The sequence below is a fragment of the Sphingomonas sp. SRI_018 genome (assembly GCF_057586275.1).
In genome coordinates, this window is the sequence record NZ_JBYCZO010000001.1 from 764111 (window position 1) to 790267 (window position 26157).

At 66.1% G+C, this 26157-nt stretch carries 21 protein-coding genes and 2 tRNA genes; 11 read left to right on the top strand and 12 right to left on the bottom strand.

Annotated features, from left to right (window positions below; genetic code table 11):
• The first annotated feature begins 5 nt into the window (after window positions 1-5).
• The 3 genes from AC2YHA_RS03560 to AC2YHA_RS03570 all read left to right on the top strand — a co-directional run bounded on the left by AC2YHA_RS03560 (window position 6) and on the right by AC2YHA_RS03570 (window position 2553).
• On the top strand, window positions 6-755 hold the full coding sequence (locus AC2YHA_RS03560; RefSeq protein ID WP_487400391.1) for a hypothetical protein: 750 nt from the start codon (window positions 6-8) through the stop codon (window positions 753-755).
• Complete coding sequence (locus tag AC2YHA_RS03565; protein ID WP_487400392.1) at window positions 752-1954, top strand: M48 family metallopeptidase; 1203 nt, start codon at window positions 752-754, stop codon at window positions 1952-1954. Before AC2YHA_RS03560 ends, AC2YHA_RS03565 begins: the two co-directional genes overlap by 4 nt.
• A 101-nt stretch (window positions 1955-2055) precedes the next feature.
• Entirely contained in the window at window positions 2056-2553 is a 498-nt protein-coding gene (locus AC2YHA_RS03570; RefSeq protein ID WP_487400393.1) for a hypothetical protein, read from the top strand.
• 93 nt (window positions 2554-2646) lie between these two features.
• On the opposite strand, the gene AC2YHA_RS03575 is transcribed toward AC2YHA_RS03570, so the two are convergent.
• Together AC2YHA_RS03575 and AC2YHA_RS03580 are read right to left on the bottom strand one after the other, a co-directional pair.
• Window positions 2647-2859, bottom strand: a complete 213-nt coding sequence (locus tag AC2YHA_RS03575) for a hypothetical protein (protein ID WP_487400394.1) — start codon at window positions 2857-2859, stop codon at window positions 2647-2649.
• A 13-nt stretch (window positions 2860-2872) separates the two neighbouring features.
• On the bottom strand, window positions 2873-3100 hold the full coding sequence (locus tag AC2YHA_RS03580; protein ID WP_233782836.1) for a hypothetical protein: 228 nt from the start codon (window positions 3098-3100) through the stop codon (window positions 2873-2875).
• 103 nt (window positions 3101-3203) lie between these two features.
• Between AC2YHA_RS03580 and AC2YHA_RS03585 the strand changes: the two genes are divergently transcribed.
• The 5 genes from AC2YHA_RS03585 to clpX all read left to right on the top strand — a co-directional run bounded on the left by AC2YHA_RS03585 (window position 3204) and on the right by clpX (window position 8417).
• Window positions 3204-3288 (top strand) — tRNA-Leu (locus AC2YHA_RS03585).
• Window positions 3289-3361: 73 nt separating this feature from the next.
• The gene (gene tig / locus AC2YHA_RS03590; protein WP_487400395.1) at window positions 3362-4972 is read left to right on the top strand and encodes a trigger factor; all 1611 of its coding nucleotides are present in this window, start codon (window positions 3362-3364) and stop codon (window positions 4970-4972) included.
• 211 nt (window positions 4973-5183) lie between these two features.
• The gene (locus AC2YHA_RS03595; RefSeq protein WP_487400396.1) at window positions 5184-6110 is read left to right on the top strand and encodes a glycosyltransferase; all 927 of its coding nucleotides are present in this window, start codon (window positions 5184-5186) and stop codon (window positions 6108-6110) included.
• 134 nt (window positions 6111-6244) lie between these two features.
• Window positions 6245-6862: an ATP-dependent Clp protease proteolytic subunit gene (locus AC2YHA_RS03600; protein WP_233782833.1), complete on the top strand. Its 618-nt coding sequence runs from the start codon at window positions 6245-6247 to the stop codon at window positions 6860-6862.
• Between the two features lie 283 nt (window positions 6863-7145).
• Complete coding sequence (gene clpX, locus AC2YHA_RS03605) at window positions 7146-8417, top strand: ATP-dependent Clp protease ATP-binding subunit ClpX (RefSeq protein ID WP_233782832.1); 1272 nt, start codon at window positions 7146-7148, stop codon at window positions 8415-8417.
• A 166-nt stretch (window positions 8418-8583) separates the two neighbouring features.
• On the opposite strand, the gene AC2YHA_RS03610 is transcribed toward clpX, so the two are convergent.
• From AC2YHA_RS03610 to AC2YHA_RS03630, 5 genes are all read right to left on the bottom strand, one after another.
• Window positions 8584-9246, bottom strand: a complete 663-nt coding sequence (locus AC2YHA_RS03610) for a hypothetical protein (protein WP_487400397.1) — start codon at window positions 9244-9246, stop codon at window positions 8584-8586.
• Complete coding sequence (locus AC2YHA_RS03615) at window positions 9243-10202, bottom strand: magnesium transporter CorA family protein (protein WP_487400398.1); 960 nt, start codon at window positions 10200-10202, stop codon at window positions 9243-9245. The genes AC2YHA_RS03610 and AC2YHA_RS03615 overlap by 4 nt, the downstream gene beginning before the upstream one ends.
• Window positions 10203-10323: 121 nt before the next feature.
• A complete protein-coding gene (locus tag AC2YHA_RS03620; protein WP_487400399.1) occupies window positions 10324-10770 on the bottom strand; it encodes a DUF1003 domain-containing protein in 447 nt (148 codons plus the stop codon).
• 233 nt (window positions 10771-11003) lie between these two features.
• Window positions 11004-12563 carry an FAD-dependent monooxygenase gene (locus AC2YHA_RS03625; RefSeq protein WP_487400400.1) on the bottom strand — a complete coding sequence of 520 codons (1560 nt, stop codon included), beginning with the start codon at window positions 12561-12563 and terminating at the stop codon, window positions 11004-11006.
• A gap of 400 nt (window positions 12564-12963) precedes the next feature.
• Entirely contained in the window at window positions 12964-14685 is a 1722-nt protein-coding gene (locus AC2YHA_RS03630) for a M1 family metallopeptidase (protein WP_487400401.1), read from the bottom strand.
• Between the two features lie 131 nt (window positions 14686-14816).
• Between AC2YHA_RS03630 and lon the strand changes: the two genes are divergently transcribed.
• The 3 genes from lon (at window position 14817) to AC2YHA_RS03645 (ending at window position 17785) form a co-directional block, all read left to right on the top strand.
• Window positions 14817-17222, top strand: coding sequence for an endopeptidase La (gene lon / locus AC2YHA_RS03635; RefSeq protein ID WP_487400402.1), 2406 nt, complete (start codon window positions 14817-14819; stop codon window positions 17220-17222).
• Between the two features lie 141 nt (window positions 17223-17363).
• The gene (locus AC2YHA_RS03640) at window positions 17364-17636 is read left to right on the top strand and encodes an HU family DNA-binding protein (RefSeq protein ID WP_233782825.1); all 273 of its coding nucleotides are present in this window, start codon (window positions 17364-17366) and stop codon (window positions 17634-17636) included.
• 74 nt (window positions 17637-17710) lie between these two features.
• Window positions 17711-17785: transfer RNA gene (locus AC2YHA_RS03645), tRNA-Val, on the top strand.
• Window positions 17786-17970: 185 nt separating this feature from the next.
• On the opposite strand, the gene AC2YHA_RS03650 is transcribed toward AC2YHA_RS03645, so the two are convergent.
• The 5 genes from AC2YHA_RS03650 to AC2YHA_RS03670 form a co-directional block, all read right to left on the bottom strand.
• Complete coding sequence (locus tag AC2YHA_RS03650; RefSeq protein ID WP_487400403.1) at window positions 17971-19014, bottom strand: arabinan endo-1,5-alpha-L-arabinosidase; 1044 nt, start codon at window positions 19012-19014, stop codon at window positions 17971-17973.
• Window positions 19015-19062: 48 nt separating this feature from the next.
• Window positions 19063-20007 (bottom strand): family 43 glycosylhydrolase, encoded by a 945-nt coding sequence (locus AC2YHA_RS03655; protein ID WP_487400404.1) that lies wholly within the window; start codon window positions 20005-20007, stop codon window positions 19063-19065.
• Complete coding sequence (locus tag AC2YHA_RS03660) at window positions 20007-22742, bottom strand: TonB-dependent receptor (RefSeq protein ID WP_487400405.1); 2736 nt, start codon at window positions 22740-22742, stop codon at window positions 20007-20009. Before AC2YHA_RS03660 ends, AC2YHA_RS03655 begins: the two co-directional genes overlap by 1 nt.
• 272 nt (window positions 22743-23014) lie before the next feature.
• Entirely contained in the window at window positions 23015-24181 is a 1167-nt protein-coding gene (locus AC2YHA_RS03665) for a cellulase family glycosylhydrolase (RefSeq protein WP_487400406.1), read from the bottom strand.
• Window positions 24182-24201: 20 nt separating this feature from the next.
• A complete protein-coding gene (locus tag AC2YHA_RS03670) occupies window positions 24202-26007 on the bottom strand; it encodes an IlvD/Edd family dehydratase (protein ID WP_487400407.1) in 1806 nt (601 codons plus the stop codon).
• Window positions 26008-26157: the final 150 nt, after the last annotated feature.

Sequence of the window (26157 nt, forward strand, 5' to 3'; positions counted from 1 at the left end):
ACATAATGTTCAGGGGGATTGCGCTCGCCGTAGCGGCGGCGTTGTGCCTTGTCGTCGTTCCGGTGGCGGCACAGGAGAAGTCCGCTGTCCGACAGGACTTCGAGCTTGCCAGCAACAGCGGCAAGAAAATCCTGGTCTTCCGCCCATCGGTGCGGGTCGGATCCCAATCGACCGGCGGGATATTCGAGCCGAACGCGGAATGGACGGATCGGGCCAGAACGAACATTCAGGCTGCACTCGAGAAATATCAGAAGCAGCTCGGCAATGCGGTGATCACCGCACCCGAGGCCTATGGTGAGGATGCCCGGAATCTCGAGGAGCACATGCAGCTCTTCGGTGCGGTTTCCCAGGCGGTGATCGAATATCAGTTCTTCGTCGGCAATCGGCTGCCGACCAAGAAGCGCGACAATAAGGCGAATATTTTCGATTGGTCGTTGGGCGCCAGTGTCGCCGACCTTCCCGGCGCAAAGGATGCCGATTACGCGCTGTTCATCTACAACAAGGACGCCTTTGGATCGACCGGACGGAAAGTGCTGCAGATATTGGCGGCGGTCGGACCCGGGATCGCGGTCAAATCGGGCGAGCATCAGGGCTTTGCCGGGCTGGTCGACCTCAGGACCGGCAACCTTCTCTGGCTCAATGCGGACGGACAGATGGGCGGCGACCCCAGGGAAGTCGACGGCTCCGAGAAGCGCGTGCGCCAGCTGCTCGAGGATTTCCCGGGCAGCAATCTCGACAAGGATGCCGACAAGTGAGGCGCGCCGGCGCGATGGTCGCCGGCGCCCTGGCGGCAGTTCTCGCCGGGCCGGCGATGGCAGAGGTCGCTCCGCCGCCGCCGCCCTATGTCGGCGCCTACCAGCCGCAGGGCGTCGACGAGATCGGTCTGTGGCGGGAGTTTGACGAGTCCGAACGCAGGCTCGCCGCCTCCGAACTGGTCATTCGCGACGAAAAGCTGAACGCCTATGTCCGACATGTCCTGTGCGACACGGTCGGGACCGATCGCTGCAAGGCGGTGCGCGTGTACATCATGCGCGAACCCACGTTCAACGCCAACATGTCGTCCAACGGCACGATGCGGGTCTTCTCCGGTCTCCTGCTGCGGATGCGCAGCGAAGCCGAGCTGGGCGCCATCCTCGGCCATGAGTTCGGGCATTATGAGCAGCGCCATGGCTTGAAACTTTTCAAGGCCAGGCGGACGGGAACCGATCTGCTGGCATGGAGCGCGCTGCTCGCCAGCATGGCGCCGAGCTATGATGTGAGGCGGTCGTACGCTGATGTCCAACTCTCCGTCTACGGCAATTTGTTCCGGTACAGCCGGGACAATGAGCGCGAGGCCGATCGGCTGGGGGTCGGATATCTGAACACCAGCAAGTTGAGGCCGCAGGCCGCCTCCGCGGTCTGGCAGAATCTCATGGCGGAGATCGAGGCATCGTCCCGCAGCAAGGGGCTCAGCAAGCCGAGATTCAATGCGATCGCGTTCACGGCGTCGCATCCTCCCGAGGGCGAGCGGGCCTTGACGATGGCGGCGCTGGCGGACCCCGACGGTGCTTCCCGCGACGACGGCGCCGATCGTTACCGGGAGGCGATGGCCCACTGGTTGCCGATCTTCCTCGACGATCAGATCAAGCTGAACGATTTCGGGGCCAGCGACTATCTGATCCAATCGCTTGCCGCGTCGGGGTGGACGGCGCCGCTCTGGTTCGCGCGCGGCGAGCTGTATCGGCTGCGCGGTCAGCAACGTGACCTGGTCAACGCGGCCGAATTCTACGAATCGGCCATTCGGCTCGACACCGCGCTGGCCGATGCGCATCGCGGGCTCGGCCTTTCCCTGATCAAGACCGGCCGCCCGACGGATGGGCAGACCGCCTTGCGCAAATATCTCGAGTTGAAACCCGAAGCATCGGACGCCGCCATGATCCGGATGATGCTTCCCAAGGAAGGGGTGACCAATTGATGTCCCTGCACGCACGACCCGTGCTCGCCCTGGCCCTGCTGCCGGCGCTTTTGCTGACGACAACCGCCTATGCCCACAAGCTGCGCGAGAAGGGGGTGACGGTGGCGGTGGCCGATTCAGCGGTTTCGGTGACGCCGTCCCGCGATTGGAATCGCCTTGGCGTGAGCGCCGGGAAGAATACCGAAACCTGGACGCTCGACGGCGATCAGCTCAACGATGTCACCTTCTACGGCGGAATCGCTGCCGGCAAGCCGCTTATCAAGGAGCGGAGCAAGAAGAAGGAGCCGCTTCCCAAATTCACGAAGGACACGCTGATCGTCGAGGTGCCGGAACTGCTGGAATCCACCTATCGCGCCTACAAGCAGATCGGGACGTTTTCAGTTGCGTCGACCGAGCCGGCGGAATTCCTGGGCCATGAAGGCGTGCGATTCACCTACACCTATACCGATTCGGACAATCTGCCCCGCAAGGGCGAAGCGAGCGCCGCGATCATCAAGGGCAATCTTTACATGATGACGTTCGATGCGCCGCGGCTCTATTATTTCGATCAGGCGGTTGGCGATTTCCGCGCCTTGGTGAAGTCCGCCACTCTCACCTGACCTCTCGCTATCCGCGGAGCATCCTTCACCTGGGCAGGAAGAAGCGCTGGAGGACGAGCGCGCATGATCCCTGCAGGGGATGATGTTCAGGCACTACTGCCCTGCATCCTCCTGATTCTTCACCGTCCCGCCGGCACCACCGGCAGTGTCGACCGACACCGTTGGCTCCAGCGGCGAATCGGTATCGGCGCCGCGGCGCTTGAGCTCGTCGCTGCGGCTCTCGACCGCCTGCTCGATGTCGCTGCGCTCGTCGTGGTCATCCTCGGGCAGGCTGTCGGGATGTGGATCGCTATTCCGGTCGCTCATGACGTAATTCCTCTCAGGCGATGGGCTGGATAGGCGGCGTGCTCGGGTCGCTCCCCGGCGTCGGCACGTCGATGTCGGGTCCCGGCGGATCGACCTCCGGCGGCGGCGCGTCCGGCCGCCCCGGCGCCGGCTGCGGCGGGGTTTCGGGCGGCGGAGTGGTCGGCTGGCCCGGCTGCGGCGCCGGCGGCGGCCCGGGCGGGGGCGGGGCATCGGGGCCGGGGATCGGCGGTTCGACGGGCATTTCGGGCATCTCCTTCGCCCATCCAACGTTTGCCTGCCCGTCGCGGTTGCGCCCGCGCGCGCCTTTGCTATAGAGCCGCGCGCACACCGGCGGTGTCCCGTATGCGGGCGTGGCGGAACTGGTAGACGCGCTGGATTTAGGTTCCAGTATCGAAAGATGTGGGGGTTCGACTCCCTTCGCCCGCACCAGCCCGTTCCACGCACGTGCTGGCAGGACGCCGCCTGACGGATTCCGATTAAAGAACGAGAGCAACCCCAACCCATGCAGACTGTCGAGACGCTGAACGAGGGCCTGAAGCGCGCCTATACGCTCAAGATTACTGCCAAGGACATCGACAAGAAGGTCGATGCCGAGGTCAAGCGCGTCGCGCCGCAGGTGCGCATGCCCGGCTTCCGCCCCGGCAAGGTGCCGGCGAACCTGGTCCGCAAGATGCATGGCGAGGCGCTGGCGCAGGACGCGCTCAACAGCTCGATCCAGGACGGCGTGCAGTCGCTCGTCAGCGAGTTCAAGCTGCGCCCCGCGATCCAGCCTTCGGTCCGTCTCAACGACGATTATGAGGCCGGCAAGGACGCCGAGATCACCATCGAGCTCGAGGTGCTGCCCGACGTGCCGACCCCGTCGATCGACGGGCTGAAGCTCGAGCGGCTGACGGTGCCCGTCGACGAGGCGAAGATCGACGAGCGCCTGGCCGAGCTCGCCGGCCAGTCGAAGAGCTTCGACGAGGCGCCCAAGACCTACAAGGCCAAGACCGGCGACCTGGTGGTGATGGACTTCGCCGGCAAGGTCGACGGCGTCGCCTTCGACGGCGGCACCGGCACCGACATGTCGATCGAGATCGGCTCGGGCCGCCTGATCCCGGGCTTCGAGGACCAACTGGTCGGCGTCAAGGCGGGCGACGAGAAGACGGTCGAGGTCGCCTTCCCCGAGGATTACCCTGTCGAGACTCTGAAGGGCAAGCCGGCGACCTTCGACGTCAAGGTCACCGCGGTGAAGAAGCTCGGCGAGACCAAGATCGACGACGACCTCGCCAAGAACCTGGGCCTGGAGAGCCTCGAGCAGCTCCGCGGCATCCTCAAGGGCCAGGCCGAGCAGGAGCTCAACGGCCTCACCCGCACCTACATGAAGCGCAAACTGCTCGACCAGCTCGCGGCGGGCCACGATTTCCCGGTGCCGCCGACGATGGTCGAGCAGGAGTTCGACCAGATCTGGCACCAGCTCCAGCACGAGGCCGAGCATGAGGAGGACGTCGCGGCGGCCAAGGCCGAGCTCGAGGCCGAGAAGGACGATTACCGCGCGATCGCCGAGCGCCGCGTGCGCCTGGGCCTGCTGCTCTCGGAGATCGGACAGGCCAACGGCGTCGAGGTGACGGCGCAGGAGATGAACATGCTGATCCAGCAGGCGGCGTCGCAGTACCGCCCGGAGGATCGCCAGCGCTTCGTCCAGTACATCCAGCAGGAACCGCTCGCCGCCGCCCAGCTGCGCGCGCCGCTCTATGAGGACAAGGTCGTCGACTTCCTGTTCGACAAAGCCGAGATCACCGACCGCGAGGTGACCCGCGAGGAGCTGGAAGCCGCGATCGAGAGCGACGATGGCTTCGCCTCGGGCACCCACACCCACGACCACGACAACCACAAGCCGCGCAAGTCGTCGAAGAAGGCTGCTCCTGCCAAGGAGAAGGCTCCGGCGAAGAAGGCTGCCGCCAAGAAGGACGAGTCGCTGAGCGAAGCGGTCGCCGAGGCCGAACTGGTCGCCGAGGAGCCGGTCAAGAAGGCCGCGACCCGCAAGGCGCCGGCGAAGAAGGCCGAGGCCGCCGAGACGGAGGCCAAGCCCGCCGCCAAGAAGGCTCCGGCGAAGAAGAAGGCGGAAGCGTAACCTTTTCTTCCCTTTCCCCTTGTGGGAAAGGGTTGCGCAGCCCCGGATCAAGTCCGGGGCGGAGCTGGGTGAGGGGAAGGCGGTCGCGCTTGCGACCGCGCGGCTTCTGGGAAGCCGCTTACCCCTCATCCAACCTCCGTTAAGCGGCTGGCGCCGCTAAGCTACGGTATCCTTCTCCCACAAGGGGAGAAGGTTTGGGGGGCTTCGCGATTTGAATCAGCCACGCATCGCCGTCCTGCTGCCCTGCTACAACGAGGAGGCCGCGATCGCGCAGACGATCGCGGGCTTCCGCGACGCGTTCCCCGGCGCCGCCATCTACGTCTACGACAACAATTCGCGCGACCGCACCGTCGAGGTCGCGCGCGCGGCCGGTGCGGTCGTCCGCAGCGAGCGGATGCAAGGCAAAGGCAACGTCGTCCGCCGCATGTTCGCCGACGTCGACGCCGACGTCTACGTGATGGCCGACGGCGACGCGACCTATGATCCCAAGGCCGCGCCGAAGATGGTCGCCCGCCTGCTCGAGGACGGCCTCGACATGGTGGTCGGCACCCGCGTCCACGAGGCGGCCGAGGCGTACCGGCGCGGCCATGTGCTCGGCAACCGGCTGATGACCGGCATCCTCGCCCGCCTGTTCGGCCGGACTTTCACCGACATCTTCTCAGGTTATCGCGCCTTTTCGAGGCGATTTGTGAAGAGTTTCCCGGTCCTTTCCGGCGGCTTCGAGATCGAGACCGAGATTTCCGTCCATGCGCTGGAGCTCAAGATGCCGGTGGGGGAAGTCGAAACGCCCTATTTCGCCCGTCCCGAGGGCTCCGCGTCGAAACTCAACACCTATCGGGACGGCCTGCGCATCCTCAGCACCATCATCACCCTCTACCGCATCGAGCGGCCGATGCTGTTCTTCGGCCTGATCGGCGGCCTGCTCGCGCTGACCGCGGTGCTGCTCGGGATTCCCCTGGCGGTCACCTATGCCCAGACCGGCCTGGTCCCGCGCTTCCCGACCGCGATCCTGGCGACCGGCCTGATGATCCTCGCGTCGCTGAGCGCCACCGCGGGTCTGATCCTGGACACCGTCGTCCGCGGCCGTCGCGAGGTGCGTCGCCTCGCCTACCTCGCCGTGCCGGGACCTTCGACATAGCCCGCGACCGAAGTGGAAACGGGTGCCGCGCGATCCGTCCGCATGATGTTCACCTTGTTCTCCTCTTGCACCGGGAATGTCGAACGCCGATGTAAGGCGTCCACCTTTCAGAGCGGACTGTCATGCACGATCCTATGAGCGCCCTTGTCCCCATCGTCATCGAGCAGTCGAGCCGCGGCGAACGCAGCTTCGACATCTACTCGCGCCTGCTGCGCGAGCGGATCGTGTTCGTGACCGGCCCGGTCGAGGACCACATGGCCTCCCTCATCACCGCCCAGCTGCTGTTCCTCGAATCGGAGAATCCGAAGAAGGACATCTGGATGTACATCAACTCGCCGGGCGGCGTGGTGACCGCGGGCATGGCGATCCACGACACCATGCAGTACATCCGCCCGCGCGTCGGCACGGTGTGCATCGGCCAGGCGGCGTCGATGGGCAGCTTCCTGCTCGCCTCGGGCGAGCCGGGGATGCGCGTCGCGCTCACCAACGCCCGGATCATGGTCCACCAGCCCTCGGGCGGCGCCCAGGGCATGGCCAGCGACATCGAGATCCAGGCCAAGGAGATCCTGCGCATCCGCAAGCGGATGAACGATCTCTATGCCAAGTACACCGGCAAGGAGCTGACGGAGATCGAGCGGGCGATGGACCGCGACACCTTCCTCGAGGCCGAGGAGGCCAAGGCCTTCGGCATCGTCGACGAGGTGTTCGACAAGCGCCCGACTCCGGCCGAAGACGCCGCCCAGGCCGCCTGAGCCGGGTAGGTGGATCGGCTGGTGGGTAAGTATCTCGCTGCCACTGGCCGATCCCGCCGCTTCCGCCGATCGCGGCGGGGCTTCACGCGGTCAAGCCGGGCTTGTGCACCAGACCGCGAGTCTCCATCTCAAGAAGGAAGGAAGCGGTCGACGAAGTTGCGACGCCGCGATCCCCAGTTGAGATGACCCAACGGAATTTTCATTGTGGGTTTACGTGGGTGCGCTAGGATGCGTGCCCGAATGTTGGACGCGCCCGTATGAGCTGCGCGCAAGAGGTGATTGAATGACCAAGCTGAGCGGTGGCGACTCGAAGAGCACCCTCTATTGCTCCTTCTGCGGCAAATCGCAGCACGAGGTGCGCAAGCTGATCGCGGGCCCCACCGTCTTCATCTGCGACGAGTGCGTGGAGCTGTGCAACGACATCATCCGCGAGGAGACCAAGTCCGCGCTGGTGTCGAAGAAGGACGGCGGCGTCCCCACGCCGCAGGAGATCTGCGATGTCCTCGACGATTACGTGATCGGCCAAAGCCGCGCCAAGCGCGTGCTCTCGGTGGCGGTGCACAACCACTACAAGCGCCTCAACCACGGCGCCAAGGGCGCCGAGGTCGAGCTCTCCAAGTCGAACATCCTGCTGGTCGGCCCGACCGGCTGCGGCAAGACGCTGCTGGCGCAGACGCTGGCGCGCATCCTCGACGTGCCCTTCACCATGGCCGACGCGACCACGCTGACCGAGGCGGGCTATGTCGGCGAGGACGTCGAGAACATCATCCTCAAGCTGCTCCAGGCGTCCGACTACAATGTCGAGCGGGCGCAGCGCGGCATCGTCTACATCGACGAGATCGACAAGATCAGCCGCAAGGCCGAGAATCCGTCGATCACCCGCGACGTCTCGGGCGAGGGCGTGCAGCAGGCGCTGCTCAAGCTGATGGAGGGCACCACCGCCTCCGTTCCCCCGCAGGGCGGCCGCAAGCACCCGCAGCAGGAGTTCCTGCAGGTCGACACGACCAACATCCTGTTCATCTGCGGCGGTGCCTTCTCGGGCCTCGACAAGATCATCGGCGACCGCCTCCAGGGCAAGTCGATCGGCTTCGGCGCGCACGTCGCCGCGCCCGAGGAGCGGCGCACCGGCGAGGTGCTGAAGAACGTCGAGCCGGAGGATCTGCTCAAGTTCGGCCTGATCCCCGAGTTCGTCGGCCGCCTGCCGGTGATCGCGACGCTCGAGGACCTCGATACCGAGGCGCTGGTCAAGATCCTGACCGAGCCCAAGAACGCGCTGGTCAAGCAGTATCAGAAGCTGTTCGACATGGAGGAGGTGAAGCTCGGCTTCACCGACGACGCGCTGGTGGCGACCGCCAAGAAGGCGATCGACCGCAAGACCGGCGCGCGCGGCCTGCGCTCGATCCTCGAGGGCATATTGCTCGACACCATGTTCGACCTGCCCAGCATGGACGGCGTCGACGAGGTGATGATCGACAAGGACGTCGTCGCCGGCACCAAGGAGCCGGTGCGCGTCTATGCCAAGAAAGAGAAGGAAAAGGCCGGCGACGCGGCCTAGGGCCGGAATGCGCCGCCTTTTCAATCCTCCCCCGCCAGGGGGAGGTGTCAGCCGCAGGCTGACGGAGGGGGAGGACGCGATACGCTATCGGTGTGCTTTCTCCCCCTCCCGTCACGCTTCGCGCGCCACCTCCCCCTGGCGGGGAGGATTTGAATGCTGATCCGCCCTAAGCCCGCACCGTAAGCCCCAAGGTGAAGCGCGGCGGCAGGTTGGTCTCGCGGGCGACGAGCAGGTCGACGTCGATCCGGCCCGGCTTCGGCGTCCAGCGCAGCCCGCTCTGGACACCGGTCGCCCCGCCGAGGCGATACGCCTCCACCATCACCGCCAGCGTCTCGTTGACCGCATGCTCGACCTGCGCGCCGTAGAATGCGGCGTCGCGCCGGCCGGTGCGCGTCCAGCCGGCATTGAGGTTGAGCCGCGTCCGGCCTGACAGCGTGAACGTCACCGGCGCTATCACGGACGCAGTGGCAATAGCGCCGGAGCGGGTGTCGATCGCGGCGGTGCCGACCAGCGCAAGCGACGGCCCGTGAGACGGAGCGGCGAGCAGCAGCTTGATGCTGGGGCCTGCCAGCGTGCGCGCATCCTCGCCCCGCAGCCATTCGCGCTGGAGCGCACCGCCGAACTCGATGCGCGGCAGGATACGGAAGGTACATGCCGGCGCGCTGTTGACGAGGACCCTCTGCCGCCCAGTCCTGCTGACCCAACTCTCCAGATGGCAGGTGCCGACGATCTCCACCGCCGCATCGTCGACCACATGCGCGCCGCCGCTCGCCGAGGCCGGGAGCGCCCAGACGGTGGCGACGACCGCGAGAATGCCGGCGCGGATCACAGCCAACCCCGGCGCGAGAAATAGGCGAAGGGGATCGCCGCCGACAGCACCATCAGCACGATCGCGAACGGATAGCCGAGGCTCCATTTGAGCTCCGGCATCATCTCGAAGTTCATGCCGTAGAGCGACGCGATCAGCGTCGGCGGCAGGAAGGCGACCGAGGCGACGGTGAAGATCTTGATGATCTGGTTCTGCTCGAGGTTGATGAGCCCCAGCGTCGCGTCGAGCAGGAAGTTGACCTTGGCCGACAGGAAGCCCGCATGATCGGTCAGCGACAGCACGTCGCGCTGGACGGTCTTGAGCCGCGCCCGCGCCTCGCGCGCCGGCTTCGAGGTGGCGGCGTGGGCGCCGTGGAAGCTGAGCAGGCGGTTGAGCCCGACCAGGCTCTCGCGCAGCCGGGTGAGCAGGTCGCCGGCGCGGCCGATCTGCTCTAGGATGGCCTGGAGGTCGCGGGTCTTCGCGGTCGGGTTGCTCGGCCCGCCCGCGAACACCTCGCGCGACACGCCGTCCAGCGTGCCGCCGATCTGCTCCAGCGTGTCGGCGATGCGGTCGACGATCGTCTCGACGAGGCCGGTCATCACCGTCTCGGCGCTCATCGCGGCGTCGGCTGCGTGCGGCCTGTGCACGAAATTGCCGAACGGCGTGGGATCGGCATAGCGCACCGTCACCAGCACCTCGCGGCCGAGCGCGAAGGTGACGGGCGACTTGCCGTCGCCGTTGGTGACTACCGTCACGGTCATGAACGCGACGCCGTCCTCGCGATAGAGGCGCGAGGACGGCTCGATGTCGTCCATGTCGGAACGGCTCGGGACGGCGATTCCGAAGCGCCGCGCGACGAGCTCGGCCTCCTCATCGGAGGGGGCGTCGAGGTCGATCCAGAGCGGCGCGGTGGCGCCGGGGGTGTCGATGTCGATGGGAACGAGCCGGTCGTGATGCCGGCCGAAGGCTGTCAGCATGGGTCTGTCCTTCCGGTTGCTGCGGTGGCAGCACCGGACCAGGAAGGTCAGCCGGTCGCTGCGCGGGAGTTCGGGCTAGGTTGACTGTCGGGGTCCATTGCGGTCTCCAGGGGCGGCGGCGTCACGCGGCCTTGTTTTCGAGGATCAGCCGCATCACCGTCTCGGTGAGCGCGTCGATCTTCTCGTGCAGCGCCTCGATCTGCGCCTCGGCGCGCAGGTTGGTCTCATAGTCGAGCCGTGCGTCGAGCCGGTCCTTCGCCGCCTGGCGGTTCTGGCTCATCATGATGATCGGCGCCTGCAGCGCGGCGAGCATCGACAGCATCAGGTTGAGGAAGATGAAGGGGAAGGGGTCAAACGCCCGCACCCCGAGCAGGACGGTGTTGGTCACCGCCCACAGGCCGAGGAACAGGCCGAAACCGATGATGAAGCCCCAAGAACCGCCGATCGCGGCGACACGGTCGGCCAGCCGCTCGCCGAAGGTCAGGCGCTCGGCGAACAGCTCGTTGGCGTCACGGCGCACGCCGTCGCGGCGCCAGGACTGGGTGAGGAAACGGATGGTGGTGTTCATGGCTCACCTCGCTTTCGACGGCCCGCTCGGACCGTCGCGGTGAGCCGACAGGATCAGCTCAACGGCGAGGCCCGGCGGGCAATCTCGATCGACTTTGGTCGTTGTTGGACATGATCCCCTCGGGGGTTCGGACTACGGACGCTGCTGTCCGCGGGTGGCCATGTAGGCGACGATGCTGCGCTGCGCAAATGACAAATGCGTCATGGTGCGCCGTGCGAGCGGCATCGGAGGAGCTAGGCGGGCCTATGTGCCTCAGGTTGGCCGAACCATCGCAAAGCGGCCCGAGCGGCGTCCTCATCGTCGGCGGCGGCCTCGCTGGCCCAGGCGACGAAACCGTCGGGGCGCACCAGCACGGCGCTCAGGCCGAGCCGATCCTTGGCGTCGGCCGCGATATAGGCGATCCGCCCCTTCCAGCGCCTTGCGAGGGCTTGAAGCGGCGCGCGAGGGTCGAAGTCCAGAAACAAGCCTTTCCCTTCGGTCAGCAGATCGCCGACCCTCGTCTCGTCGGCCAGTTCGAAATCGGGGACGCTGCGGCCCACCAGCGGATGGTTGCCGCCTAGGTCGTAGCGGAGGGAAACGCCCCACACGCGCTCGGCGAAGTAGGTCGCGCCGTCACGGGTCTCGATGAGATCGCGGATGATCGATTCGAGCGCACGGGTGCTCGGCGTCGGCCGCATGAGCGCGACCTGGGCCCGCGACCAGTCGAGGACCTGGGCCCCTACCGGGTGCCGCTCGGTCATATAGCTGTCGAGCAGGCCGGCCGGTGCGTCGCCGCGGATCGTGGCGGCGAGCTTCCATCCCAGGTTCATCGCGTCGCCGAGCCCCAGATTGAGCCCCTGGCCTCCGAGAGGAGAATGGATATGCGCGGCATCGCCCGCGAGCAGCACCCGTCCCCTGCGATAGGCCGTCGCCTGGCAGGCACGATCCGTCCAGGTGGTGGCGAGCCGGAGAGCCGTCAGGGTAATATCCGTGCCCGAAACGCGGCGCAGCACTGCCTGCACATGGTCAAGCGTGACCGGACGGGTTCGGTGGAAGGCGCCGCCGTCGAAGTCTACCATCGCGATCACCCCTGGCCGTGCATAGGTATACATGCCCGTCGGCGTATAGTGGCGCCCCGGGCGAAGCCCGTCCGGATCGGCCATCTCGACATCGATGGAATAGCCGGTGAACTCGGGATCGGTGCCGGCGAATCCGAAGCCGCCCGTTTTGCGCACCGTGCTGCGGCCGCCGTCACAGCCGACGAGCCAGCGTCCCCGGAAGGTCTGTCCGGCGGCGCGGACGGTCACCTCCTCGTCCGAAGGATCGAAGCCCTCGACGGCCATGCCGCGCCGGATCTCGACCCCCATCGCAATGGCTCGCGCGGCCAGAACGGATTCGAGTGTCTCCATCTCGACCGCCATGCCGGTGCCGGCCGGGCTCGGCAGGCGATATCGCCATGCCGAAGTATCGATGTCGTCGTGATAGAACTGGATGCCGGCGAAATGGCCTCCGGGACGGCGCGGCTGCTGCATCCAATGTGCCTCAGCCGGGGTGCGGCCCCCCGCGTCATCGTTCGCGCGCTGGGCTGTGACGATGTCGTCCAGCAATCCGCGACGGTAAAAGGCTTCGAGGGTGGGCGCAGAAAGGCCGCGCATCCCGAACGGAAGTCGCTTCAAGGGAGAGTGCGGGTCCTCGCCTTGCTCCAGAATCAGGACCGAGAGGCCGGAGAGGCGCAGCTCACAAGCGAGAAACAGGCCGACGGGGCCGGCTCCGGCGATTACGACATCATAGGGGTCGGGATAGGGATCGTGCATGAAACGCTCCTTCGTCGATGTTCGACCGGAGCGTTCCTCGGATGCGAGTCCCACACGGACGAACATGGGGGCGCCGGGCGGCGTCCGATGTTCGTCGTGGGGATCTCATGCACGAGGCCAGAGACCAGAGCTTTCGTTACCGAAAGGACTTGGGCTTACCAAACCAAGTCTGCCTTTTCCGACGCGGGCGATATAGCGGCGCAGCGATCGGGCCGCAACGGGAAGGGATGCGGCCCCCTGGATGAGGTGGAATCGTGCTCCTGCGAAGGCAGGAGCCCTGGATTGCCGGGCGTGCCGCTTGCGGCCTGAGCTCCTGCCTTCGCAGGAGCACCGACTCGGCCTCCATCCGAGCAGGATGGCTGCCAACGGCAGCCGATGGCGGCTCACCCAACCTTGAAGACTATTGCGCCTCCGCCTGCCGCTGCGCCTGCACGGCCTCGATCGCGAGCGAGCGGCGGAGGATCTTCGCGGCGGGATCGATGATGATGTGCTCGCCGGCGGGAACCGCCAGCGTGCCGCTGCCGCCGGTCATCGGCACGACCTTGACCGGTCCGTCCAGGCCGATCTGCACCTCGACCGGCATCGGGAAGGGGCGGTCGCCCGGCGTCTTCCAGGCGAGCGTCAGCGTGTCGCCGCTACGGCTCTCGACCAGGTCGGGCAGCGCCGCCTCGCTGAGGTAAACGTCGAAGAACCAGCCATAGTCCTTGCCGGTCACCTCGTTGACGATCCGGCGGTATTCCGCGGTCGAGCCGAACCGCGGCTTGAAATTGCCCGGCCGGGGATCGGGACGGCCGTAGACGGCCCGGGTGGTCACCTCGAAGAAGGCCTTGTCGCCGATCAGGTTCCTCAGCGTGTGGAGCATCCACGCGCCCTTGTTGTAGATGTCGCCGCCGGGCCCGCCCTTGTCCTCGTCATAGACCTGCTCCTCGGTGCGGACCTGGCCGGAGACGATCGGCGCCTTGTTGCGGATGCCGGTGCGCTGGGTCGCCATCATCGCGGCGTAGCGGGCCTGGCCTTCGCGCCACAGGCCGTAGAGCGGCTGCATGTACGCGCCATAGCCCTCGTGCAGCCAGTAATCGTCCCAGTTGGCGGCGGTGAGCTGGTTGCCGAACCATTCGTGGCTGAACTCGTGCTGGAACAGCCAGTCGAAGCCCTCCGCCGCCTTCTTGTAGCCGTTGCCATAGGCGTTGATCGTCTGGTGCTCCATGCCGAGATGCGGCGTCTCGACCACGCCCATCTTCTCGTCGCCGAACGGGTATGGGCCGATCAGCGTCTCGAAGAAATCGAGCGTCGGTGCGAACTCGGCGAACAGCCCTTTGGCCTGCGTCTCCTCGCCCGGCAGATACCAATATTGCATCCTGATCGTGTTGCCGAAGCGGCTCTTGTAGTCGCCCTCGATCAGCTCATAGGGCGCGATGTTGAGCGCGATCGCATAGGTGTTGGGGTGCTTGGCGCTCCAGTTCCAGGTGGTGCGGCCGTCGGGCAGCGTGTCGACCCCTTTGAGCACGCCGTTGGAGGGCGCCTTGAGCCCCTTGGGCACGGTGATGTGAAGGTCCATCCGCTCGGGCTCGCCGCTCGGCATGTCGAGGCAGGGCCAGAACAGGTCGCAGCCCGACCCTTCGCTGGTGGTGGCGATCCACGGCCGGCCGTCCTTCGTCTTCGCCCAGACGATGCCGTCGTCCCAGGGCGCGCGGATCGCGACGTGCGGGGTGCCGCCATAGGTGAGCTTGGCCGTGACCTTGCCGCCCGCGGGAATCGGCGCCGGCAGGGTGACGAACAGACGCCCTTCCGGGTTGGTCCAGGCGCCGGGCTTCAGCGGCGTGCCGTCGATCTCGATCGCGCTGACCGGCAGGTTGCGGTCGAGGTCGATCAGCAGCCGGGTCAGCGGCGCCTTGGCGGTGAAGGCGAGGGTGGCGGTGCCGGCGATCGTCTCCTTGTCGGGAAACACCTCGATCGCGAGGTCGACCGTGTCGAGCTGCAGCTTCGCCTGCTCGGGATCGACCGGCCCGCCCGATCGCTGGGTCAGCGCGGTGACCTCGGGCTTGCCCTTCTCGGCCGCGGCGAGCTGCGGGGTCAGCGAGGTGGTGAGCAGCGCCAGCGCGGCGAAGGAGCGAAGATGCATGGAGAAGGCTTTCGGTTTCAACGATGGTGGGCGCGAAGGCGCGTCATAGTTCTAACGGCGGATTGATGCGATCCGCATCGGCACCATATAAAGCAGGAAATCGGCCCGGTTCTGGGCCACCCGGAGTTTCCATGAAACAGTCCTACCCCGTTCTTCCCCTGCGCGACATCGTCGTCTTCCCGCATATGATCGTGCCGCTGTTCGTTGGCCGCGACAAGTCGGTCGCGGCCCTCGAAGCCGCGATGGCGGGGGACAAGGAGATCCTGCTGATCGCCCAGCTCGATCCGTCCGAGGACGATCCCGGCCGCGACGACCTCTATGATGTCGGCGTCACCGCCGAGGTGATGCAGCTCCTCAAGCTGCCCGACGGCACCGTGCGCGTGCTGGTCGCGGGCAAGGAGCGCGCGAAGCTCGAGACGCTGGAGACGACCGAGGGCTACCTCACCGCGACGGTGAGCGCGGTCGAGAGCGACGACACGCTCGAGGTGGCCAGTGCAGAGCTCCAGGCGCTGATGCGCTCGGTGGTCGAGCAGTTCGAGAATTACGCCAAGCTCAACCGCAAGCTGCCGGCCGAGACCGCGGTGCAGCTGTCCGAGCTCGAGGAGCCGTCGCGCCTCGCCGACGCGGTCGCGGGCAACATCGCGGTCAAGGTCGCCGACAAGCAGGCGCTGCTGGTCGAGACCGACCCACAGAAGCGGCTGGAGATGGTGTTCGCCTTCATGGAGGGCGAGCTCGGCGTGCTGCAGGTCGAGAAGAAGATCCGCTCGCGCGTCAAGCGCCAGATGGAGAAGACCCAGCGCGAATATTACCTCAACGAGCAGTTGAAGGCGATCCAGCGCGAGCTGGGCAATGAGGGCGAGGACGGCGACGGCAACGAGGTCGCCGAGCTGACCCAGAAGATCGCGACGCTCAAGCTGTCGAAGGAGGCGCGGACCAAGGCGACCGCCGAGCTCAAGAAGCTCAAGACGATGGCGCCGATGAGCGCCGAGGCGACGGTGGTGCGCAACTACCTCGACGTGCTGCTCGGGCTGCCGTGGGGCAAGAAGTCCAAGATCAAGAAGGACATCGCCGCCGCACAGGCGATCCTCGACGAGGACCATTACGCGCTGGAGAAGGTCAAGGACCGGATCATCGAATATCTCGCGGTCCAGGCCCGCACCAACAAGCTCAAGGGCCCGATCCTGTGCCTCGTCGGCCCGCCCGGCGTCGGCAAGACGTCGCTCGGCAAGAGCATCGCCAAGGCCACCGGCCGCGAATTTATCCGTCAATCTTTAGGCGGTGTGCGCGATGAAGCAGAAATTCGGGGCCACCGCCGCACCTACATCGGCTCGCTGCCGGGCAAGATCGTGACCAACCTGCGCAAGGCCGGCACGTCGAACCCGCTGTTCCTGCTCGACGAGATCGACAAGCTCGGCCAGGATTTCCGCGGCGATCCCGCCTCGGCGCTGCTCGAGGTGCTGGACCCGGAGCAGAACAACAAGTTCAACGACCATTATCTGGAGATCGACATCGATCTTTCGGACGTGATGTTCGTGACGACGGCCAACACTCTCAACCTGCCGCAGCCGCTGCTCGACCGCATGGAGATCATCCGGCTCGAGGGCTATACCGAGGATGAGAAGGTCGAGATCGCCGAGCGTCACCTGATCGCCAAGCAGGTCGAGGCGCACGGGCTCAAGGAGGGTGAGTTCACGTTGACCCAGGAGGGTCTGCGCGCGCTCATCCAGCGCTACACCCGCGAGGCGGGCGTGCGCACGCTGGAGCGCGAGATCGCCAAGCTCGCCCGCAAGGCGCTGCGCCGCATCCTGGAAGGGAAGGCGGAGAGCGTGACGATCACGCCGGACAATCTCGCCGAGTTCGCGGGCGTCCAGAAGTTCCGCCATGGCCTCGGCGAGGAGGAGCATCAGATCGGTGCTGTCACCGGGCTCGCCTGGACCGAGGTCGGCGGCGAGTTGCTGACGATCGAGAGCGTGACCGTGCCCGGCAAGGGCGCGATCAAGACGACCGGCAAGCTCGGCGACGTGATGAAGGAATCGGTCGAGGCCGCCTTCAGCTTCGTCAAGGCGCGCTCGCCGAGCTACGGTATCAAGCCGAGCCTGTTCGGCCGCAAGGACATCCACGTCCATCTGCCCGAGGGCGCGGTGCCCAAGGACGGGCCGTCGGCGGGCATCGGCCTGGTCACCTCGATCGTGTCGACTTTGACCGGCATTCCGGTGCGCAAGGATGTGGCGATGACCGGCGAGGTGACGCTGCGCGGCCGCGTGCTGCCGATCGGCGGGCTCAAGGAAAAGCTGCTCGCGGCGCTGCGCGGCGGCATCAAGACGGTGCTGATCCCGGTCGAGAATGAGAAGGATTTGGCGGAGATCCCGAACAACATCCTCGAAGGGCTCGAGATCGTTCCGGTCAAGCATGTCGACGAGGTGTTGCGTCTGGCGCTGGTCGAACCCGTCACGCCGATCGACTGGAGCGAGGCTGACGAGCTTGCTACGCAACCGCCGCAGGGCGTGCCGCCGGCGGGCGAGGCTTTGCACCACTGAGGATTTCGGCATCGTTTCGGCTCCGTTCAGCCGGAAAGATGCCGAAAATCCTTTGACTCAGCCGATGGCGCGAGCCTTATTGGCCGTTCGGCCAGCGGCCGCGATTCTTTTCCGCGTACCAGGTAAGGGGGATTCCAGGGCATGAACAAGCAGGAACTGATCGGACAGGTCGCCGACGCATCGGGTCTGGGCAAGGGCGACGCCAGCCGCGCGGTGGAAGCGGTATTCGACGCGATCGCGAGCGCGCTCAAGAAGGGCGACGAAGTGCGCCTCGTCGGCTTCGGTACCTTCTCGGTCAGCAAGCGCAAGGCCTCGACCGGCCGCAACCCGCGCACCGGCGAGCCGATGACGATCAAGGCCTCGTCCCAGCCCAAGTTCAAGGCCGGCAAGGGCCTCAAGGACTCGGTGAACTGATTTAATCGATGGGCTGCGCGGGCTGGGGGCTGGACAGCCGGTCCGCCCCCGCCTAAAGGCCCGCTTCCCGTTTCGGGCGCGTAGCTCAGTGGTAGAGCACTGTGTTCACACCGCAGGGGTCGCTGGTTCAATCCCAGCCGCGCCCACCATTTCTTCCCCTCGGAGTTAAGCCACTATCGGTAGCTCCGAGGGAGATGCTCTCTCCCTATCAAAGCGCGGCAGACGCGCGGATAGTGCTCCTGCGAAGGCAGGAGCTCTGGCCGCAAGCAACACGCCCCTGATCCAGGGCTCCTGCTTTCGCAGGAGCCCGATTCGGTGAGTCGGCGAGCGGAGATCAGGTCAGCGCCGAAGGCCACCCGTCGGCGCTCCAGCTGAGCTCGGCGATGCGCAGGGTGGGAGCGGAGCCATGCTCGGTGTCATAGGCATGGTAGACGATCAGGTCGCGGTTCCCGTCGTGATACAGGCCGCAATGGCCGGGGCCACGCCAGCGTGAGGACGCCCACGGCCGCTCGACGATCACCGCAGTGCCGTAGCCATCCATCATCGCCTTGCCGTCGCGGCCGACATAGGGGCCGGTCACCTGCTTCGCCCGGCCGACGGCGACGTAATAGTTGCTCGCTTCCTTCCTGCAGCAATAGTCGTAGCTGGCGAACAGATAGTACCAGCCGTCGCGGCGGATGATGAAGGCGCCCTCGATGGGATTGTCGCCGCCGGTGGGCGCGGGGCGATAGGCGATCGAGTGGATCGTCCTGTCACCGGGGCGGGGCTTGCCCGTCGCCTTGTCGAGCGGGATCAGCTTGAGGCCGCTCCAGTAGCTGCCGAACGCAAGCCAGTGATTGCCCTCGGCGTCGATCACGAAATTGGCGTCGATCGCGTTGTAGGTGCCGCCTTCGAAGGTCTCGATCACCATGCCGTGATCGGTCCAGCCATAGTCCGGGGAGCTCCGATCGAGCGTCTTCGTCGTGGCGAAGCCGATCGCAGAGCGCATGCTGCCGCCAGTCGAGACCGCATAATAGAGGCGGAACCGGCCATCGACATAGGAGATGTCGGGCGCCCACATGCTCTCGGCCTTGGGGATCGCCGCCTTTGCCCAGGCCGGCACGGCATCGAACGGATCGCCGTTATCGCGCCAGTTCGCCAGATCCTTGGACACGCGCCATGTCACCGACGGCCGCTTGCTCCATCCGCCGGAGCCGAAGACGTGATAGGTGTCGCCTTCACGGATGATGACCGGATCATGGATTGGCGTCAGGTCGCCAGTGAGCTTCGCGTTGAGCGAATTGGGCGACATGCTCTGCGCAAAGGCGAGGCCGGCTCCGCCCGCACCGAGGGCGGCACTGGCTCCTCCGATCAGCAGGTTGCGACGATCGATGTGCATGGTGGGCTCCTTGAATAAGCGACGGAGCAATTGCCGCGGCTCGCTCGATCAGCGCGGCGAATCCGCTCCGTCCGTCATTTTGACCGGCAGGATCGATCCGTCGCTTGCATAGCGGATGGGCTCGATCGCGACCTGGCGTTCGCCTCGATAGGGACCTTCGCCGGGCGGCCGTTCCCAGCGATGATAGACGATCAGCCATTCGCCGTTGCGCTGGACGAAGCTGTGGTGGCCCGGCCCCTGATGGCTCTTGTCGCCGGTCAGGATCGGGCCCCGATAGGTCCAAGGACCGGTCGGAGAGGGCGCGGTGGCATAATGGACCGAATAACTCGGCCCATTCCATTTGCCGTGGCTGTAGGAGAGATAATAAAGGCCGTTCCGTTCATGCATGAACGCCCCTTCGGTGAACTGGGGCGGCTGTTCGACCGCTATCTCGCGCGCGATCGTCACCATGTCTGGCTTGAGCTCGAACACGCGGAGCGTGGCGCCGGCGCTGCCGCCTGCATAAAGATAGGGCGTCTGCGTCCTGGGATCGACGAACACCATCGGGTCGATCGCCTCGAACCCGTTGCCGCCGGTCAGCAGCGGCCTTCCGCTGTCCTGATAAGGTCCTTCCGGACGATCGGCGACGGCGACGCCGATCCGGCTCGGCGTCGGGTTCTGTGGACCCACCGAATAATAGAGATACCATTTGCCGTTTCGTGTCGCGACGGCCGGCGCCCACAGGAAATGCTCCGCCGCGCCGTCGTCGCCGATCCACTTGATCGCGTCGCGGCGGATCAGCACGCCGCGGCTCTTCCAATGGACCAGGTCGGCGCTGGACCAGGCGCCGAACCGGCCGGCGCTCCAGCTCCCGCTGGGGCCGCCGGTCGGGAACACCCAGAGTTCGCTGCCGATGATGATCGCATGCGGATCGGCGCCGCGAAACTGCGGATTGTCCGCATGAGCCGGGGTGGCGGCAAGAACTGCCGCCACCGCCATGCCCCGCCATCGCATCAGAAGCGCGCCCGGAAGCCGACCGCGTAGATGCTGTCGTCGGTACGCGTGTCCCGGATGAAATAGCTGTTGTTGATGTAGCTTTGGTAGCGCGAGCGTAGGACGTTGGTCCCCTCGACCGTCAGGGTGAGGTTGCGGGTCACGTCGACGCCCAGGCTGAAATCCAGGCGGCCGTTGGGGCGGACGTAGTTCAGCCAGGTCTCCGTGCCGACCGGGCGCACGTCGCCGGCGCCGCTGCGGTCCTCGTCGAAATATTTCGAGCGATAGGTGTAGACCACGCGGCCGGAGATGCCGTGACGATCGTACAGCAGGCCCAGGTTGAAGTTGTACTTCGATACGCCCTGGAGCGGGAAGCCCGACAGGTCGTCGCCCACGCCGATCTCGCTGTCGGCATAGGTGAAGTTGCCGAACGCGCCGAAGCCGGCGAGGTCGCCCGGCAGGAAATCGAAGAAGGTCTGGCCGCTGACCTCGATGCCCTTGAGCTTCGCCCGGCCGACGTTGCGCGGCCGCGAGATGTTGTATTCGATTCCGTCGATCGTCTCGACATCGACGCCGTTCACGATGCGGTTCTTGATCTTGCGGTAATAGCCGCCGATCGCGAGATAGCCCGAAGACCAGTAATATTCGAGCGTGGCATCGAAGCTGTCCGACATCTGCGGCAGCAGGTCCGGATTGCCGCCCGAGCCGCCGTTGCGGATGTTGGGGTTGGTCGAGACGATGTAGTTGAGGCCGGGGTTGAGCGACCCGAAGGGCGGCCGCGCCAGCGTCTTGGCGTAGGTGAAGCGTGCCTGGAGGCCGCCGCCGAACTTGATGCGTGCGCTGGCGTTGGGCAGCCAGTCGGTGTCGCTGGTGCTGGCGGTCGTGGTCACCGGATCGCCGTCGACCACGCCGGTACCGGTGATGTCGCGATCGGTGCGCGAGTAGCGGACGCCGATCTTGCCGTCGACGCCGATGGCGCCGCCGAGCGGGATCTCGTATCCGACCTGCGCATAGGCGGCATAGGTCTTCTCGTTCGCCTCGAACCGCCGTGTCGGATCGAACGGCGGCTGGCCCTCCGGCGCGCCGAAATAGTCGCGCAGCAGGGCCTGTCCCTCGTCGGACAGCAGATAGGAGCGGCTGGGGATCAGGAACGGCGCTCCCCCGTTGATCTGGGGAATGCCCGGCGCGCGCACGAAGAAATCGCTCGGAACGCCTGCCGCGGTGACCGGCACGTTACCCGAGCCGCCCGGGGCGCCGACGCCGAGCTGTACCTGCTGGAACAGCGCGCCGCGATCGGCATAGCGGCCGCCGAACTCGATGGTCTTGATGATCCCGCCGACATCGTAGCTGCCGTCCAGCTTGGCGGCGAACAGGTCGCCCTTCGCGCGCAGATAGTCCTGGAACAGGCCGTTGAAGAAGGTGTAGCCCGTCGGATCGATCATCGGATTGCCGGGCGCAGTCACCACCGGCGAATGATCCGACCGATTGAGGTCGAGCGACACCGAATCCACCTTCTTGCCGGTGTCGACGATGAACGTCTCATTGTTGACGATCGATTCCTGATAGGAAAGATCGAGCGCCAGGTGCACCCGGTCCGCGTCATACTTCGCGCCGAACGCCGCGAGATAGCTGTCGGTCTTGTGATTCTTCGCCTGCGTGCTGGTGAAGGAGTTGGTGTTGTGGAACTGGCCGGACGTCAGATTGCAGAGCTGCCGGTCGGTGTATTCGTTGTTCAGGATCTGGCCCGAATTGGCGTTGAACCCGTCGTCGTTCACCCGTGCGGTGAAGCAGTTGTCGTCGGTGCTGATATTGGAAACGCTATCCGAATTGAATAACTGATACTCGTAGAATGCCGTCGAGAATTTGCCGCGATAGGCCGAATAGAGGCCGTCCACATAGAGCTGCAGCTCCGGTGACGCCTGCCACTGGATCGAACCGTTGGCCTGCGGGCGCGAGTAGCTGCCGAACTCGTTCAGGCCGCCCGTCGAGATCGGAATCGCGTACCCATCGCCGCCATTCAGATGGTCGCCCGAGCGCCGCTCCGCGACATAGTTGACCGGGCGATTGAACTTCATGTCGTACCACGACACGTTGAGCAGCACGCCGATCTCGCCGATGCCGGTGTCCCAGCGGTCGGTGGCGAGCGCGCTGATCTGCGGGCTCAGCTTCTCGGCGTTCGACGCATAGTTGAGCTTGCCGCTGACCGCGAAGGTCGGGTCCTTGTAATTGAACGGCTTGTTGAGCCGCAGGTCGATCGTGCCGGCGACGCCGCCCTCGATCAGGTTGGCGGTGTTCGACTTGTAGACGTCCACGCGCGCCAGCGCCTCGGCCGGCAGGTCCTGGAACGCGAAGCCGCGCCCTTCGGCGGTGAAGATCTCACGCCCGTCGAGCGTGGTCAGGATGTCGTCGAGGCCGCGGATCCGCGGATTGACGATTTCGTTGTTGGAGCCGACGGTCACCTGGATGCCGGGCACGCGCTGGAGCGCCGCCGCCGTGGTCGGATCGGGGAACTTGCCGATGTCCTGCGCGACGATCGAATCGACCACCTGCGCGGCGTCGCGCTTGATCTCGGCGGCGCGAGCAAGGCTGGCGCGGATGCCGGTGACGACGATGTCCTCGGACGTGTCCGCCTGATCGCCGGTTGCGGCGGGGGCGGGCGGGGGTGTCTGCTCGGTCTGCGCGAGCGCAGGAGCGGCCAAAGCGCACAGCAGGACTGCGGCCGAGGACGCGCCGAGCAACGTGGATTTGCGGATCATAATACTCTCCTCCCTACGGGGCCCGTTCGGGCCATTATGGATTCTCACTATGTCTTAAATTGATTTATATGACAAGTATTATTTATGGTCGGATGCGGGAGCGTCCGATTGAAATCGTTAGGACATGCAAGGCCCTCCTCTTCAGGAAAGGAATTGGGGTGGGGCCTATCCACGGGCGATCTGCTTGCGGCGCTGCCCCACCCCAACCCCTCCCCTGAAGGGGAGGGGCTTAGAAAAGTCGTGCATGGGGGCCTGATCGAACTCGAGTGCACCTATTTTCGGGACGGGGACGGCACCACGCCCTTGGGCGCCGCGCTGTAGGCGCGCAGCATGTCGGCCTCGGCCTGGCGATAGGGCGTGCCGTCGGCGCGCAGCACCTCGTGGAACCAGACGGTCGGCTCGTCGAAGGTGTACGGCTTCTTCCAGCTGTCCCACGGCAGCCGCGTCTGGGTCTTGCCGTCGACGAAGCCCCAGTTGACCATGCCGATGTCGAGCCGCTTGGCGATCGGCAGCGAGCCGTCGAAGGTCGATCCCGCGCCGCGCGCCATATATTCGGTGCAGATGACGGGGCGGCCGTAGCTCAGCATCTGGCGCGCCCGCTGCTCGAACTTCTCCGGCCAATTGTAGTCGTGGAAGGTCAGCACGTCGGAGCGGGCGATCTGGATCTTTTCGACGGCGTCGAGCGTCTCCGCGCGGTCCCAGCTGTCGCCGATCCACAGCCCCGATGTCAGCGGCTGGCTGGGATTGGCCGACTGCGCCCAGTCGAACACCTTGCCGAGCAGGCCGGCGACGAGCTGCTTCTTGTTCGGCGTCGGCTTGTAATTGCCGCCGCCCTCGTTGTTGGGCTCGTTCCACACGTCCCAGGCGAGTACGCGCTTGTCGTTGGCGAAGCTGCCGACGATGTCCTTCACATAGGCTTCGAGCTTGTCGTACCGGGCGGTGTCCGCGAGCCGCGCCGCGCCCGGGCCCTGCACCCAGCCCGAATTGTGGACGCCGGGGATCGGCGGATGCTGCTTGCCGGCGACCGGGTTCGGATCCCAGCAGCTGTCGAACAGCACGAACATCGGCTTGATCTTGTGCTTGGCCGCGATCGTCAGGAAGGTGTCGATGCGCTTCTTGAGGCCCTCCGGATCGTTCTCCCACAGCAGATTATGGAGGAAGACGCGCATCGTCGTCATGCCCAGGCCTTCGGCCCAGCCGAGCTCCTTGTCGATCGTCGTGGGGTCGAAGCTGTCCGCCTGCCACATCTCGAGCTGGTTGATCGCGGTCGCGGGCGCGTAGTTGGCGCCGAGCAGCCAGGGTTGCGCATCGTACCAGCGCTTCGCCTCGGCCTTGGTCCAAAGATCGCGCGCGGCGGCGGGCGTGGCGGCGCCGAGCGCGAGCGCGGCGGTCGCGGCGGCGGCAAGCAAACGGATCGTCATCGGGCGGAACGCGGTCATCCTCTTGTCCTCTTTTCTGGTCAGTGGCTGTCGCGGGGCAGGCCGCGGGTCTGGGCAATGCGCTGATATTTGACGGCGCTCTCGATCACCGCGCCGGTGTCGAACTGGCCGACGATGTCGCGGTGGATTTCCTGCCATGGCGTCTGCGATTCGGGGATCAGGCGAGCCTCGACATCCGTCATCTCCGCGCGGCGGCGGATGAGCTCGGCCTCGTCGACCAGCATGTCGGCGCGGCGGTGCCCGAGGTCGATGCGGATGCGGTCGCCGGTGCGCACCAGCGCGAGCCCACCGCCGACGGCCGCCTCGGGCGCGGCGTTGAGGATCGACGGGCTGCCGCTCGTCCCCGACTGGCGGCCGTCGCCGATGCAGGGCAGGGCATGGACGCCGGCGCGGATCAGCGCGGCGGGCGGGCGCATGTTCACGACCTCGGCGCCGCCGGGATAGCCGATCGGGCCGGCGCCGCGCATGATCAGGATGGTGCGCTCGTCGATGCCGAGCGCGGGATCGTCGATGCGCGCGTGATAGTCCTCGGGCCCGTCGAACACGACGGCGCGGCCCTCGAATGCCTCGGGGTCGGCGGGGTCGGACAGGTAGCGCGCGCGGAACTCGTCCGAGATCACCGACAGCTTCATCACCGCGCCGTCGAACAGGTTGCCCGACAGCACGGTGAGGCCGGCCGCGGGCTTGAGCGGGGCCGCGAGCGGGCGGATCACCGCCTCGTCCTCGATCCGCGCGTCCGCCACGTTATCCGCGACGGTGCGGCCGTTGGCGGTGAGCGCGGTGCCGTCGATGAGGCCGGCGCGAAGGAGCTCGCCCATCACCGCCGGAACGCCGCCGGCGCGATAATAGTCCTCGCCGAGATACTCCCCGGCCGGCTGGAGATTGACGAGCAGCGGCACGTCGGCGCCATGCTCCTCCCAGTCGGCCAGCGTCAGCTCGACGCCGATGTGGCGGGCGATCGCGTTGAGATGGATCGGCGCGTTGGTCGAGCCGCCGATCGCCGAGTTCACCCGGATCGCGTTGAGGAAGGCGGTGCGGGTGAGGATGTCGGAGGGCTTGCGGTCGGCGTGAACCATCTCGACGACCCGGCGCCCGGTCTCCCACGCGCATTGCTGGCGGTCGCGATAGGGGGCGGGGATCGCCGCCGAGCCGGGCAGGGACATGCCGAGCGCCTCGGTCAGCGAGTTCATCGTCGTCGCCGTGCCCATCGTGTTGCAGAAGCCGGTCGAGGGAGCAGAGGAGGCGACCAGCTCGATGAAGCCCTTGTAGTCGATCTCGCCGGCCGCGAGCAGCTCGCGCGCCTTCCACACGATCGTGCCCGATCCGGTGCGCTCGCCCTTGTACCAGCCGTTGAGCATCGGCCCGACCGACAGCGCGATCGCCGGGATGTTCATCGTCGCGGCGGCCATCAGGCAGGCGGGAGTGGTCTTGTCGCAGCCGATCGTCAGCACCACCCCGTCGATCGGATAGCCGTGGAGCGTCTCGACCAGGCTCAGATAGGCGAGGTTGCGGTCGATGCCGGCGGTCGGGCGCTTGCCCGTCTCCTGGATCGGATGGGTCGGGAATTCGAGCGGGATGCCGCCGGCCTCGCGGATTCCTTCCTTCACTCGCTCCGCCAGCACCAGATGATGGCGATTGCACGGTGCCAGGTCGCTGCCGGTCTGGGCGATGCCGATGATCGGCTTGCCCGACTGCAGCTCGGCAAGGCTGAGGCCGTAGTTGAGGTAACGCTCGACGTAGAGCGCGGTCATGTCCGGATTGTGAGGGTTGTCGAACCAGGCACGGGACCTGAGCTTCGTGCCGCTCCCATTGCTGCCGTCGCTCATCACCTCTCCGTTACATCGATTCAACACCACGATTGCTCATTAAAAGCATATATATCTTATAAAAACAACCGACATAAGGATGCCCCTGGGGCCGTCACCCCCGGCGCAGGCCGGGGTCCACCGCGCAAGCGACGAGTTAGAGGATCGGGT